Source organism: Acinetobacter boissieri (genome assembly GCF_900096955.1).
Taxonomy (GTDB): Bacteria; Pseudomonadota; Gammaproteobacteria; order Pseudomonadales; family Moraxellaceae; genus Acinetobacter; species Acinetobacter boissieri.
Genome location: NZ_FMYL01000006.1, coordinates 29,526 through 43,675 on the forward strand (window position 1 = coordinate 29,526; position 14,150 = coordinate 43,675).

The window sequence follows — 14,150 nt, forward strand, 5'->3', positions numbered from 1 at the left end:
TGCATTTTGCTATACACGACAGATACACGTGGTTTAAACAAGGAATAACGTCATGGTTGAAGCAATCGACTTTAGAAATGCAATGTCTTTATTAACAAGTGCAGTCAATGTGATTACCACCACAGGCGTATCTGGCCATCACGGTTTTACAGCTTCTGCTGTGTGTAGTGTCACTGACACGCCTGGTACTTTATTGGTATGTATGAATACATCTTCTAGATCATACGTACACTTTATAGAAAATAAAATTTTAACGGTAAATGTGTTAGCTGCTCATCAACAAAATATGTCTCAAGTATTTGCCTCAAAACTGAGTTCAGAAGAGCGCTTTGAACATGGTGAATGGACGACTTTAATGACAGGAGCACCAATTTTAAAAGAGACATTGGTAAGTTTTGACTGCAAAATTGATCAGATTCAAGAAATTGGAACGCATGCTATATTTATGTGTGCTGTAGTTGCAATTCAACAAAATACAAATAAGTCAGGCCTCGTTTACTTTAACCGTGCTTATCATCAGGTTGGAAATGAAGACATGGTTTAAATGAAGTTTAAAATCATGACTAGGTTAAATCGTTAGCCAAATACTAATACGTTTGGTCTTATGGCCATAACTATACATTTTTGAATGATGCGATCCGGTATTTTAAGCCTCAAATTGTGAGGTTTTTTTATTTTAAAATTAGATAATATAAATCTGTTGTATACCAAATGATGGTTCATTTATATTCTAAGACATACCTAAACGGTAATATGCATAGGTTGCTTCGGGGTCATGATATACATCATATGAAGGCTGTTTATAATCAGAAACCCACTGTGTTCCTGTGTAGCCTGCAATATGGCCATACGTATGGCGTCTAGTACGTTGAATAATATAAATATCACCTTCGACCGGTTGATCAAAAGCTGGGTCAATTTTTTTATAACCAATTTTTTCTAAGGTTTGTCCCCAATCTGATGCAGCAACAGGGTGTTGCCCAATTTGGGCACCTGCATTTTCAAGTGCAGTACGTATGCTACGTGCGCAACGTGCAGAGCTGACACGTGCAGAAATTTGCTTGAGTCGATTGGTAAACTTACTTAAATCAAAGATTTGATTCATTTGATCTGTTTGTTTAATAATGGCATCATTTAAATGTTTGTAAATTGCACTATATGTATCAGAAAGACTATTTTTAAGGTGTTTTGCACTGATTTGTTTCTGTATGTAGTCATCGATAGAAAAGCTATTTTTGCTGAGTGTATTGGTCACGTCAGCATAATGTGCAACGGTGGGTATCGTATGGTTTAACTCTTGTATGCTGTAGTCACTGTAAATCATAGTTACTCTCTAAGTACGTTTGTTACATTTTGCCAACAGGAATTGATCTTAGAGTACAAAACTTAAAATAGCTTAAAAATAAAAGCTGATTCAATAAAGTTTAGCTAAAAGCAATTACATATTAGATGAAGGACACTGCATTGCCATTTACAATTTCTCACGCCGTACTTGCACCGCCATTGGCAAGACTTAGCAAAGGTAAGTTGCCAATTGCTGCTTTAGCGGTGGGGTGTATGACACCAGACCTTATTCGATTTTTTGTCGAAAATGACAATAATGCGAGCCATCAGTGGTCTGCAATTATCGAGCCAAACTTGTTTATAGGTCTGTTTTTTACTGCCTTGTGGTACTTTTTTTATCGCCCTATGCTCTACGATTTTTTTGTATTGAATGATCCAATTGAATTACCCACGTGGCCTAAAAAATTATTTTTTATAATGATGACTGTTGTTGCCATTATTATAGGTGTAGCAACACATTTACTGTGGGATGGTTTCACACATGCAGATGCACGCACATTAATTTTTTATGAGCAACTCTCAAAAAATATATCGTTATTTGGCCATATTATTTCTGTGCACATGCTTTTACAGCTTGTGAGCTCAGCCATTCCTCTGCCGATCATCGCTTATATGACGCATCAGTATGTAAAACAATATCGTGTAACGAGACTATCTCTGAAAATACCTGCAATATTCCTTTTATGTGCAGTGGTCTGTATATTTGCTTTTGTGCAAGTGTGGTGTGGGATAGATGCATTAAGTTGGCAACGTTTAAAAATTGATCCTTATCATACAGTTGGCGATGGATTGGTTGATTTTTTTAAAGGTGCTTTACTTGGATTAACCGCTGTAAGTGTGGGATATATGTTACTTAAACAATTGAGATTAATTTTGAGATGAAGATAGAATTTAAATAAAAAGTGATTTAGTATTAATCGCTTATACTGTTTAGTATGCTGTTTTATATGATGTTGTTTCTAACCTGTATTTGTATTTAAACTCTAGATTTTTATAAAAAATAAAGAAATTACATCAGAGTGCTTGGAATATAGGAAAATTAGATTATTATAAGTCAAATAACATATATTACAGTGTCTAGACTCAAGTGATTAAAGTGAATTACTCTAAAATACTTCTGGTTGGTTTTTTAAGCATAAATGTCACGAGCTGTGCAATGGTGTCAGGTTTGCAAACCTATAATTTACCGGCTCAGGGTGAGTATAAAACAGACTTAGGGACAACAGTGAACGTTGTACCTTTAAATCAAAATACCATTTCAGCCATTACGCCAATCAAAGCTGAAAATATCACCAACTATGCGGCATTATTTAATACACAACAACATATTTATAAATTGGCCTCTGGCGATGTACTCTCTATTCAACTTTGGAATTATCCTGAAATTTCACCGCCAGTAGCAACGACTACTAATGAGCAAAGTGTACAAGCTTATGGTTATCCGATAGACCAAGAAGGTTATATTTATTTGCCATTGGTTGGTCGTTATTTGGCCCAAGGGAAAAACTTAACGCAAGTGAATAAAGAAGTGCGTCAACTTTTTGCACGTTACTTAAAAAGCCCAGACGTTGTCGTACGTGTGATTACGTATCAGGGTAAGCGCTACTCTGTACAGGGCAATGTACAAAAAGGTGGTCAATTTTATTTAAATGATCAACCTGTTAATGTCTATGCAGCACTTGGTCTTGCAGGTGGCGTAACTACAACAGGTGACAATACATCAGTGGTGCTCGTACGTCAGGGCCAAAGCTATAACTTAAATACGGTAGCTTTAGAAAAAGCAGGTTATTCACTAAATAAACTGCTTATACAACCTGATGATACCATTTATGTAAATGCTAAAGCAGATAACAAAATTTATTTGATGGGTGAGGCGGGTAAAAACCAAGCATTGCCTATGCGCGACCAAGGCATGAGTTTATCTGACGTTTTAGGTGAAGGTTTAGGTATAGATGCTACAGCAGCCAGCGCGAGCAAAATTTATGTGGTACGTAGTGACTTAAAAGATAAAAAAACCACAATTTATCAAATGAATTTATCTAATATTGGTGACTTAGCCATCGCAAATCAATTTGTGATGCAACGTAACGATGTAGTCTATGTCGATGCAACTGGTTTGACACGCTGGCAGCGTATTGTCAATCAAATCATTCCATTCTCTAGTACACTGTATACGATTGACCAGTTAGGAAAATAATATGCAAATCAAAAATGTATTGGTGGTTTGCATTGGCAATATTTGCCGTAGCCCCATAGGTGAGTATTTACTTAAAAAACAATGTCCTCACTTAAATGTATCATCTGCAGGCATTTCCGCATTGGTCGACTATCCAGCAGATGAAAAAGCACAATATACAGCCAAACGTTTGGCGCTAGATTTATCACCACACCGTGCAAGACAGCTAAATACAGCACTTGTTATGGGTGCAGATTTGATTTTGGTGATGAGCCAGCGCCAACAAAAGCACGTTGAGCAAACATGGCCTATGGCAAAAGGAAAGACGTTCCGTTTAGGGCATTGGCAAGATAGAAATATTGCTGACCCATTTAAAAAAGAGCAACATGTTTTTGATGAGGCCTGCGATCTTATTACGACATGTGTTGCAGATTGGAATAAAAATTTAACAAATTGATGCGGATTCTATGAGCTATACATATACACCACAAAAACCTGAAGATACCATAGACCTAAAAGAGTTGTTTTTCTCTTTAATTGTGCAGTGGAAAGTCATTATTATCTGCATATTGATTGCTTTAGTTTGCGCTATTTTATATTTGCGAGTTACACCAAAAGTATATGCTGTAGATGCGATGGTACAGGTTGAAGATAAAAGTGGTGCTTCATCTGCACTATTGGGTAAAGAGCTATCTGGTATTATGGGTGCAGGTAGCCTAGGTGGCTCACAAGTGGCCGACGGCGAGGTGGAAATCTTAAAGTCACGTTTAGTTTTGGGCAGTACCATACAGCAGTTAAATTTAGATATTGCGATTGTGCCTAAAAACAATTCCCTCATTACAAAAATTTTTAGCCCGTTAAAATTTAATACGCAATATGCAGCTCGCGGCGTGTTGGTTTACCAAGACAAAGCCAATTTTCAGATTAAAAAGCTAAATGTACCACAAGCATTTTTAGATGAACCTTTACTATTAAGCTTTAATGCGAATGGATATACACTGACTGATCAAAAAACAGAGCAAGTGGTTTTTAAAGGACAGCTAAATACTGTTGAACAGCAAAAAGACATTGCAGATGGTGGATGGGCTGTTGAAATAGATACGAAAGATCGTATTCAAGATGAGTATATTATTACTAAAAATGCGATTACTACAGCCACTAACAACTTTTTAGCCAGTTACTCTGCACAAGAAAAAGGAAAGCAAACCAATATTATTGGTTTAAGCTACCAAGGCACAGACAAACAGCTGATTACAGAAGCATTGAATCGTGTACTGAGTAACTATAAACAACAAAATATTGAAAGTAGTTCAGCGCAAAAAGCACAAACGTTATCTTTCTTAAATAAACAATTACCAATTTTAAAAGAAGATTTAGATACTGCCGAAAAAATATTTAACCGTTTTCGTGAAAAAAATAATACAGTCGATGTAAACCAAGAAGCACAGTTATATTTAAAGCAAAGTGTAGATTTGGAAACACAAAAAATTGTATTGAAAGAAAAGCAAGCTGAATTACAAGCGAAATATACTTCTGAGCACCCAATGGTGTTGCAGATTAATGCACAAATCACTGCAATTGACCAAAAAATTGCTGAACTCAATAGTAGCTTGAAAAAACTACCCGAAACACAGCGTCAGTATTTACAACTGTACCGTGAGGTAGAGGTAAAGAGTGAACTTTATACTAGCTTACTCAATACATACCAAACAATGAGTGTGGCGAAAGCAGGTGAAATTGGTAATGTCCGCATTATCGATACAGCCATTGAACCGATTAAATCAATTAAGCCACGCAATTTGATTATTTTAGCGTTATCTGTAATTGTTGGCATGTTTTTTGGTGTAATGATTGCATTAACACGTAACTTATTACGTACAGGTATAAAAGATACATCTGAAATAGAGACTCAGTTTGACCTACCAGTCTATGCGACTGTACCGCGTTCACCACAGCAAATTATTAAAGACAAGTTACTGAAAAAGAAAAAGCATATTCCGCTACTTGCCATTAAGGATAGCGATGATGTTGCAATAGAAAGCTTAAGAAGTTTGCGTACAGCGATTCATTTTGCATTGGCAAAAACTGAAAATAAAGTCATTATGATTTCTGGTGCATCACCTGCAGTAGGTAAATCTTTTATCTCAGCCAATTTAGCCGCTATTTTAGCGCAAAGTGGTAGTCGTATTTTACTTATAGATGGCGATATGCGCCGTGGTTATTTACATAAATACTTTAGTGATGAAAATGAAAATGGCTTAGCTGAAGTACTGTTAGAAAAAGCCAACATTAATACAGTCATTAAAACAACTGACTTAGAGAAACTTCACTTTTTAGGGCGTGGTAAAAATCCATCGCATCCATCTGAATTACTCAATACTGGTTTATTTGAGCAAATGCTAGCGCAACTAAAAAATGAATATGATCATATTATTATAGATACGCCACCTGTACTTGCAGTCACAGATGCAACTATTGTGTCACAGTTTAGTGATGTAAACTTATTGGTCGTGCGCTTTGCTAAAACGAGTAAGAAAGAGCTTGAGTTAACGATTAACCGTTTTAGTAACTCAAATAGTCCAATACATGGTGTGGTACTCAATGATATTCAACGTAGTGGTGGCTATGGCTATGGCTATAATTACGCCTACGACTATAAACCTAAAAAATAAATTAAAATTAAGGTGAGAGAAGATATGTTGTTGAAAAAAATAGTATTGCTGTCTGCGTTAGGTTTAACGGGTACTTTTGCCTCTGCACAAGCATTGTTACTGAACGACACTAATTTACGATCAGACTTAAACTGGCTTAACCAGCAAGGTGTTATACAGCTAAGTACTTCGACTTGGCCTATGAGTGCCGATGCCGTAAATGATGCTTTGAGCCATGCTGTTGCTAAAAATAGTGCACAACAAAAAGTAGTTAATGCTGTGGTACAAAAATTACAGCCAAGTACTTTCGCAACAGTACAGCTAAATGCAGCGACCGATCAAAACCGTTTGCCTTCTAGTTTCTCAGAAAACAATACTTCTCAATACCAAGCAGGCCTAACGTTACAACACAGTACTTCAAATTGGGATATTCATTTACAAACCAATGTTGAAAGTAAACAACGTATAGAAACAAATAGTAAGCTGAATTTGAATGGTTCTTACGCAGCAGGAAAAGTATGGAACCAATGGCTTATTGTGGGTGATATACCGGTATGGTGGGGCCCTGGGCATGATGGTAGTTTAATTCGTGGAGATGCAACTCGCCCTGTAGCTGGTTTTTCAGCGCAACGCGCACAGCAACAGGCCTTTGAAACAAAATGGCTTTCTTGGTTAGGCCCATGGCAGTATCAACTATTTGCAGGTCAACTACAACATTATACCGCTGTTCCAGACGCCAAATTATTGGGTATGCGTGTAACAATACAGCCTTTCCCCTTTTTAGAGCTAGGTGCATCGCGTACGTTTCAGATTGGGGGTAAAGGGCAACCCGATAGCTTTAAAGCATATTGGAATGCCTTTGTTGGTAATGACAATAGTTGCCAAGACGTTCAGTGTGATGCAAATGCAGAAAATGCATCTAATCAGCTTGGGGGATTTGATGCTCGATTAAACTTACAACCTTTATTTAATGTGCCTGTAGGTGTTTATACACAGGTTATTGGTGAAGATGAGTCGGGTAAGTTGCCATCACGTAACTTATATTTGGCTGGTGTAGATTTTTCCTCAAGTTATCAAGGGCTACCTTATCAGTTATATGCAGAGTGGGCAGATACACGAACGAGCGGTAAGGTAGAGGGTTATACGTATAATCATCACCAGTATACAGATGGTTATTACCAATATGGTTATCCGCTTGGGCATGCAATGGGGGGCGATGGCCAAATGTATAGCCTAGGTGGCAATATACAGCTAGATACCATGAATCGATTAAATACTAGAGTATTGTATGCCAAAGTGAATCAGTCAAACTTAACCATTAACCAAGCCTTTAGTCATGAAGATACGATTAAAGCATTAGAGCTAGGTTGGACGAATACCTTTAAATCAGGCTACGAAGTACAAGTAAATGGCTGGGTTGGGCATTCAGAAAATCGTCATTTTGACAATGGTGTTTCTTTGGGTGTGAAGTTTCCGCTCGTTTTTTAATAAATTTAAAATCAATATAATGGTGTTTTACACATGAATATTTTAGTTACCGGTGGTGCAGGGTTTATTGGGTCAGCAGTTGTGCGCCATATTATTCAACATACATCGCATCATGTTTTAAATGTAGATAAATTGACGTATGCGGGTAATTTAGAATCATTGGCCAGTGTTGCAGATCATGAACGTTACCAGTTTTCACAAACAGATATTTGTGACCGAGTGGCATTAGATCAACTCTTTAAAACATTTCAGCCAGATTTAGTGATGCACTTGGCAGCAGAGTCACATGTAGACCGCTCTATTACAGGGTCAAAAGATTTTATTGAAACTAATATTATAGGTACATATCAGCTGTTAGAGGCTGCTCGTTTTTATTGGAATGCTTTAGAAGAAAGCAAAAAAGCCACTTTCCGTTTTCATCACATCTCTACAGATGAAGTGTATGGTGATTTAGAAGGTACAGACGACTTATTTACAGAAACGACACCGTATGCACCAAGTTCGCCGTATTCTGCAAGCAAAGCCAGTTCAGATCATTTAGTTCGAGCATGGCATAGAACCTATGGTTTACCTGTAGTATTGACGAATTGTTCAAATAACTATGGGCCGTACCATTTTCCTGAAAAACTAATTCCTTTAATTATTTTAAATGCGCTTGCTGGCAAAGCATTGCCTGTGTATGGCAATGGTGAACAGATTAGAGATTGGTTATATGTAGAAGACCATGCTCGTGCTTTGTATACTGTGGTTACAGAAGCAAAAGTAGGTGAAACTTATAATATTGGTGGTCATAACGAACAAAAAAATATAGATGTTGTGAAATCTATTTGTACGCTTTTGGAAGAATTAGCACCAAATAAGCCATCAGGCATTGAACACTACCAAGATTTAATCACATATGTAAAAGACAGACCGGGCCATGACTTACGTTATGCGATTGATGCCAGTAAAATTGAAAAAGATCTGGCCTGGGTACCCTTAGAGAGTTTTGAAACAGGGCTAAGAAAGACTGTACAGTGGTATTTGAGTAATACCAAGTGGATTGAAAATGTGCAAAGTGGCGAGTATAAAAATTGGTTAGTTGAACAATACCAAGCTGATGAGTGAGATTGCTACGTATGAAAATACTATTACTCGGTAAAAATGGACAAGTTGGGTGGGAACTGCAACGTGCTTTACAGCCTTTAGGTGATGTGTTGGCATTAGACCGCCAAACACACCCTACATTGGGTTTGAGTGGTGATCTTTGTGACTTTGACCAAATCAGTCAAGTATTTGAGCAGTATCAGCCTAATGTTGTGGTTAATGCTACCGCTTATACTGCTGTAGATAAAGCTGAAACAGAGCAAGAGCAAGCCAATTTAGTAAACCATTTGGCTGTAGAGCATTTGGCGATGCAAGCCAAAAAATATAATACATTACTCGTGCATTACTCTACAGATTATGTGTTTTCAGGCCAAGGTACAACGCCGTGGTCTGAAACAGATACAACAGCACCAAATAATGTATATGGGCAGAGTAAACGTGCAGGTGAAATGGTACTAGAGCAATCTGGTGTTAATTTTTTAAACTTTCGCACCAGTTGGGTCTATGGCACACATGGTCATAACTTTATTAAAACCATGCTTAAATTGGCACAGGTGAAAGAAGAGCTGAGCATAATTTCGGATCAGATAGGTGCGCCAACAAGTGCAGCATTGATTGCAGACATTACTGCTCAAGCAATTCGCTATTATGTGCTAAACCCGAGCTTACAAAAAACCTTGCACGGACATTACCACTTAGCACCACAAGGTGAAACCTCCTGGTTTGACTATGCTCAATTTGTTTTTTCAACAGCAATAAATTTGGGGGCAACACATACCCTAAAAAATGTTTATGCGATTGCTACCGAAGCATATCCGACACCTGCAGCACGGCCTTTAAACTCACGTTTAAACACGAAAAAGCTGACAACACAATTTAAAATACATTTACCAAATTGGCAGCAAGGCGTAGCACATACGCTTGGAGAAATTTTATCATGAGTCAAACTACAAAACGTAAAGGCATTATTTTAGCAGGCGGTTCAGGTACACGCTTATACCCAATTACTATGGGTACATCAAAACAGCTTTTGCCTATTTATGACAAACCAATGATTTACTACCCATTGTCTGTACTCATGCTTGCAGGTATTGATGAAATTTTAATTATTTCTACGCCAGAAGATTTGCCTAACTTTGAAAAATTACTCGGTACGGGCGAAGAATTGGGAATTAAACTTTCTTATAAAGTACAACCTTCGCCAGATGGTTTAGCCCAAGCCTTTATTTTGGGTGAAGAATTTATTGGGCAAGATAATGTTTGTTTAATTTTAGGCGACAATATCTTTTATGGTCAACACTTTAGCGACCAGCTCAAGCGTGCAGCAGCTCAAGAGCAGGGTGCGACAGTATTTGGTTACTATGTAAATGATCCAGAGCGTTTTGGTGTGGTTGACTTCGACCAGCAGGGTAAAGCTTTAAGTATTGAAGAAAAACCAGCCAAGCCAAAATCGAACTATGCCGTGACAGGACTTTATTTCTACGACAACAGTGTCGTTGAAGTTGCAAAAAATATTAAACCATCACACCGTGGTGAGTTGGAAATTACAGATGTAAACAATGTTTACTTACAACAAGAACAGTTAAATGTTGAAGTATTAGGCCGTGGTTTTGCATGGTTAGATACAGGAACACATGACTCATTGCTAGAAGCAAGCCAATTTGTACAAACGATTGAGCATCGCCAAGGTCTTAAGGTGGCAAGTTTAGAAGAAATTTCTTTTAACAATGGTTGGATTAGCCCAGAGCAACTATTAGCACGTGGCGAGTTCTTTAAGAAAACAGGTTACGGTCAGTACTTACTGAAACTTTACCAAGAACACCAAGCTAAAGCGTAAGGGAGCATTGCACCATGAATATTATAGAAACAAAAATCAAAGGGTTGCTTATACTAGAGCCTAAAGTATTTGGTGACGACCGTGGCTGGTTTATGGAAAGCTTTAACCAACAAAGCTTTGAAAATGCCTTACGTGAGCGAAACTTAGATGTGCCACAATTTGTACAGGACAATCACTCATACTCGCAAAAAGGCGTATTGCGTGGTTTACATTATCAACTTAACCCACATGCACAAGGTAAATTGGTACGTGTAGTACAAGGTCGTGCATGGGATGTTGCAGTAGATATACGTAAAGACTCAGAAACTTTTGGTCAGTGGGTTGGGGTGGAGCTTAGCGGTGAAAACCATAAGCAATTTTGGATTCCTGCGGGCTTTGCCCATGGTTTTGTTGCACTAGAAGACAATACTCAGTTCTTATATAAAACGACTAACTACTACTCTAAAGCATGTGAGCGCTCTATTGTTTGGAATGATAAAGATATTGCGATTGAGTGGCCTGTCGACGCATCTGTTGAGCTAAAACTTACAGACAAAGATCATTTTGCACCATCTTTAAATCAAGCAAAAAACAATAATGACATATTTTAATAGGTAGTTACATAAATGAGTTGTCCGGTCGTATCTGTTATTGTTCCGAGCTATAACCATGCACAGTTTTTAGAACAAAGATTGGAAAGTATTTTAAATCAAACTTTTCAAGACTTTGAGCTAATTATTTTAGATGATCTGTCACCAGATGCTAGCAGAGACATTATAGAGAAATACCGGCAACACCCTAAAGTAAGCCAAATTATTTACAATGAAAAAAACTCTGGCTCTACTTTTTTTCAGTGGAACAAAGCTATTTTTGAGCTTGCACAAGGCCAGTTTATTTGGATTGCAGAGTCAGATGACGTAGCAGATATTCGTTTGTTAGAAACATTAGTATTGCCAATGCAAAAAAATAACAACATCGTAATATCTTATACCCAGTCGAATAGAATGAATAGTCAAGACCATATAACTGGCACTTGGTTCAATCATACCAATGATCTAGTTGGAGGAGATCGTTTTAATCAAGATTTTACTATGTTGGGTAAAGATTACATAAACCAATATTTAGTCTATAAAAATACTATCCCCAATGCTAGTGCTACAGTATTCAGATCAGATGTATATAAACAAGTTGGCGGTGCTGATGCCAAATTAAAAACTAATGGTGATTGGGACTTGTGGTTTAAAATGTTATTAGTTGGTGACGTATTCTATACATCGCAAACATTAAATAACTTTCGCTACCATGATTCAAGTGTGATAGCTAGGGAAAGTAAATTAACTGGACGTAAATTTAAACATAAACAAAAATTGTATGAATATGACTTGTTAATGCGCCAATCAATTGAAAATTATATAATTAATTTAAATCAAAAACATACACCAGCATTTATAATGAATCATAAAATAAAGCTTAAAGATGCTAGGTTAATTAAGTTCTTTGCTTTTCTAGATAAAGTTTTTTCAAAATGAATAGTATAAAAAAAGAAATGTCATATTTGTATTTAATACAAATATCGAATTTAGTGATTCCGCTACTTGTTTTCCCATATATGGTACATACTTTGGGTGTAGTAGGCATGGGAAAAATTGGATTTGCACAAACGTTATTTATGCTATTTACTTTTTTAATCGATTTTGGATTCAATTTATCTGGTGCAAAAAATATAGGAATAAAAGTAGAAAAGAATGAAAGTATTAACAGTATATATTCCAATATACAGGCATTTAAAGCTTTTGTATTTTTTTCTATTGTTGTGATGGTATCAATTATTACGCAGCTATTTAGTTTTGACTCGACAGATGAAAATATTATTTTAATAGTCACATTATTCTCTTTTAGCTCCGTATTAATACCTAATTTTTTATTCAATGGTTTAAATCAAAACTCTACTTTAGCAATTATAAGTTTCATTGTAAGAGTTATTTTAATTATACCAATTTTTATATTTGTTAAAACTATAGAAGATGTACTTATTGCTATAGTGTTCATTTTGGGTAACAGTTTAATTACAGGGATCTTAGTCCAGTTTTTAATTTTTAAGAAAAAAATAGTTATATTTAGAAAAGAGTATTTGAATAAAATAACCTGTCTTTTAGAAGTCAAAGAGGCTTTTCATAATTATAGTGCATCTTTTTTTACATTAGGATTTACATATCTTATACCGCTCGTTGTAAAGTATAGCTTAGGTGATTATGCTTTAGGTATATATACAATGGTAGACAAGCTAATTAGTATTTTTAGGCAACTCTATAATCCTGTTGTTCAATCCTTCTTTGCAAAAATATGTATTGCTTATACAAATCAAGATAAAAATTTATATTTCAAATATATAAAACAAATATCTGTAATATTTTTTGTTCTTGGATTTGGCGCACTTGTAGCTAACTTTTTTGTGGGAGAGTATATATTATCATTGATATTTGGTAAAAATATCGATCTTTGGAGATATTTAAATTTAGCCATAATTACTCAGATTATTGTCTCTGTTGCAATACTATTAGTAAATTTTTATATATTACCAAGTGAACGCAGTTATATTCTAAAGAAAATATATTTTGCTGCATTTTTAATATTTATTCCTACAGTATACTTCTTCCAAAAAGCTATGGGACTTGATGGAATATATTATGCCATGCAGGTCATTGAGCTTTTAATTACATTGGTCTTGGTTTTATATCTTTATAAACATAAGTCTGATTTAGTGTATTTAATTAAAGCAAAGAGTTGTAATAAGCTATCATGAAACTAATTGATTCTAATATTGAAAAAAGTACATTTTTCCAATTTTTTACTTTGGTGACTCGCTTTGATGAATACCAAGAAATGGTCAAAAGTGCAAAAAATGCAGGTTTTCAAGACTCGGCGTTTTATTATTTTGATAATAAAAATATAAATGATTTTGATGCATTTAGTGGCATAAACCATGCTATAAAACTGTGTACTTCAAAATACTTAATTTTTTGTCATCAAGATATCTTATTTAATTTCGATACTAAAGATCATCTCCTTCAAAAAATTGAGGAGCTCGAGACTATAGACCCATCTTGGGCTGTGATAGGTAATGCCGGTAGAACAAGAAAAGGGCAACCTATTATTAAGATTACGGACCCACATGGCGAAGAGCAAACTCAGGGACCACTACCATCAGAGGTTATGAGTGTAGATGAAAATTTTATGATTATAAATATGAAAAACAACTTAAGTGCGACCACTACTCTAAAAGGGTTTCACTTATATGGCTTAGATTTATGTCAAAATGCTGAATATTTAGGTTTAAAAAGTTACGTTATAGATTTTCACTTGCTGCATAAAAGTAAAGGTAATATTGACCAATCCTTTTTTAATAGCAGAAAAGAATATATTCAGTTACAACAACGAAGAAAAAAGCTAAAGTGGTTTTTTACCACATGTACTCGTTTCTGCGTAACATCCTCTGTATTGTGGAATGCAATTTTGAATAATAAAGTTATCTTGAAGTTGTTAACAAGTTTATTAAGAAGGCAGAAATAATACTCTGTATTTTATTTAT

General features: G+C 35.8%; 14 protein-coding genes. 13 read left to right on the forward strand and 1 reads right to left on the reverse strand.

What is annotated here, in order from left to right; genetic code table 11:
- The first annotated feature begins 52 nt into the window (after nt 1-52).
- Nucleotides 53-544 carry a flavin reductase family protein gene (locus BLS38_RS07095; RefSeq protein ID WP_092748103.1) on the forward strand — a complete coding sequence of 164 codons (492 nt, stop codon included), beginning with the start codon at nt 53-55 and terminating at the stop codon, nt 542-544.
- Nucleotides 545-730: 186 nt separating this feature from the next.
- On the opposite strand, the gene BLS38_RS07100 is transcribed toward BLS38_RS07095, so the two are convergent.
- A complete protein-coding gene (locus tag BLS38_RS07100) occupies nt 731-1,324 on the reverse strand; it encodes a hypothetical protein (RefSeq protein WP_092748105.1) in 594 nt (197 codons plus the stop codon).
- A 140-nt stretch (nt 1,325-1,464) separates the two neighbouring features.
- On the opposite strand from BLS38_RS07100, the gene BLS38_RS07105 reads away from it, so the two are divergent.
- From BLS38_RS07105 to BLS38_RS07160, 12 genes are all read left to right on the forward strand, one after another.
- Nucleotides 1,465-2,226: a DUF4184 family protein gene (locus BLS38_RS07105; protein WP_171258552.1), complete on the forward strand. Its 762-nt coding sequence runs from the start codon at nt 1,465-1,467 to the stop codon at nt 2,224-2,226.
- 214 nt (nt 2,227-2,440) lie between these two features.
- Nucleotides 2,441-3,541: a polysaccharide biosynthesis/export family protein gene (locus BLS38_RS07110; protein ID WP_425283472.1), complete on the forward strand. Its 1,101-nt coding sequence runs from the start codon at nt 2,441-2,443 to the stop codon at nt 3,539-3,541.
- Nucleotide 3,542: 1 nt separating this feature from the next.
- Nucleotides 3,543-3,977 carry a low molecular weight protein-tyrosine-phosphatase gene (locus BLS38_RS07115; RefSeq protein ID WP_092748111.1) on the forward strand — a complete coding sequence of 145 codons (435 nt, stop codon included), beginning with the start codon at nt 3,543-3,545 and terminating at the stop codon, nt 3,975-3,977.
- Between the two features lie 10 nt (nt 3,978-3,987).
- A complete protein-coding gene (locus BLS38_RS07120; RefSeq protein WP_092748113.1) occupies nt 3,988-6,192 on the forward strand; it encodes a polysaccharide biosynthesis tyrosine autokinase in 2,205 nt (734 codons plus the stop codon).
- 24 nt (nt 6,193-6,216) lie between these two features.
- The gene (locus BLS38_RS07125; protein ID WP_092748115.1) at nt 6,217-7,659 is read left to right on the forward strand and encodes a capsule assembly Wzi family protein; all 1,443 of its coding nucleotides are present in this window, start codon (nt 6,217-6,219) and stop codon (nt 7,657-7,659) included.
- Between the two features lie 33 nt (nt 7,660-7,692).
- A complete protein-coding gene (gene rfbB / locus BLS38_RS07130; protein WP_092748117.1) occupies nt 7,693-8,766 on the forward strand; it encodes a dTDP-glucose 4,6-dehydratase in 1,074 nt (357 codons plus the stop codon).
- Between the two features lie 11 nt (nt 8,767-8,777).
- A complete protein-coding gene (gene rfbD, locus BLS38_RS07135) occupies nt 8,778-9,686 on the forward strand; it encodes a dTDP-4-dehydrorhamnose reductase (protein WP_092748372.1) in 909 nt (302 codons plus the stop codon).
- Entirely contained in the window at nt 9,683-10,582 is a 900-nt protein-coding gene (rfbA, locus tag BLS38_RS07140) for a glucose-1-phosphate thymidylyltransferase RfbA (protein WP_092748119.1), read from the forward strand. The genes rfbD and rfbA overlap by 4 nt, the downstream gene beginning before the upstream one ends.
- 14 nt (nt 10,583-10,596) lie before the next feature.
- Nucleotides 10,597-11,172, forward strand: a complete 576-nt coding sequence (gene rfbC, locus BLS38_RS07145; protein WP_092748121.1) for a dTDP-4-dehydrorhamnose 3,5-epimerase — start codon at nt 10,597-10,599, stop codon at nt 11,170-11,172.
- A gap of 15 nt (nt 11,173-11,187) precedes the next feature.
- Complete coding sequence (locus tag BLS38_RS07150) at nt 11,188-12,090, forward strand: glycosyltransferase (RefSeq protein WP_092748123.1); 903 nt, start codon at nt 11,188-11,190, stop codon at nt 12,088-12,090.
- A gap of 17 nt (nt 12,091-12,107) precedes the next feature.
- The gene (locus tag BLS38_RS07155; protein ID WP_244518235.1) at nt 12,108-13,364 is read left to right on the forward strand and encodes an oligosaccharide flippase family protein; all 1,257 of its coding nucleotides are present in this window, start codon (nt 12,108-12,110) and stop codon (nt 13,362-13,364) included.
- A complete protein-coding gene (locus BLS38_RS07160; RefSeq protein ID WP_092748127.1) occupies nt 13,361-14,131 on the forward strand; it encodes an acyl esterase in 771 nt (256 codons plus the stop codon). The genes BLS38_RS07155 and BLS38_RS07160 overlap by 4 nt, the downstream gene beginning before the upstream one ends.
- Nucleotides 14,132-14,150 lie beyond the last annotated feature (19 nt).

Coding starts and splice junctions, on each gene's coding strand:
- BLS38_RS07095 (WP_092748103.1), top strand. CDS start 53: ATGGTTGAAGCAATCGACTTTAGAAATGCAATGTCTTTATTAACAAGT.
- BLS38_RS07100 (WP_092748105.1), bottom strand. CDS start 1,324: ATGATTTACAGTGACTACAGCATACAAGAGTTAAACCATACGATACCC.
- BLS38_RS07115 (WP_092748111.1), top strand. CDS start 3,543: ATGCAAATCAAAAATGTATTGGTGGTTTGCATTGGCAATATTTGCCGT.
- BLS38_RS07120 (WP_092748113.1), top strand. CDS start 3,988: ATGAGCTATACATATACACCACAAAAACCTGAAGATACCATAGACCTA.
- BLS38_RS07125 (WP_092748115.1), top strand. CDS start 6,217: ATGTTGTTGAAAAAAATAGTATTGCTGTCTGCGTTAGGTTTAACGGGT.
- rfbB (WP_092748117.1), top strand. CDS start 7,693: ATGAATATTTTAGTTACCGGTGGTGCAGGGTTTATTGGGTCAGCAGTT.
- rfbD (WP_092748372.1), top strand. CDS start 8,778: ATGAAAATACTATTACTCGGTAAAAATGGACAAGTTGGGTGGGAACTG.
- rfbA (WP_092748119.1), top strand. CDS start 9,683: ATGAGTCAAACTACAAAACGTAAAGGCATTATTTTAGCAGGCGGTTCA.
- rfbC (WP_092748121.1), top strand. CDS start 10,597: ATGAATATTATAGAAACAAAAATCAAAGGGTTGCTTATACTAGAGCCT.
- BLS38_RS07150 (WP_092748123.1), top strand. CDS start 11,188: ATGAGTTGTCCGGTCGTATCTGTTATTGTTCCGAGCTATAACCATGCA.
- BLS38_RS07155 (WP_244518235.1), top strand. CDS start 12,108: ATGTCATATTTGTATTTAATACAAATATCGAATTTAGTGATTCCGCTA.
- BLS38_RS07160 (WP_092748127.1), top strand. CDS start 13,361: ATGAAACTAATTGATTCTAATATTGAAAAAAGTACATTTTTCCAATTT.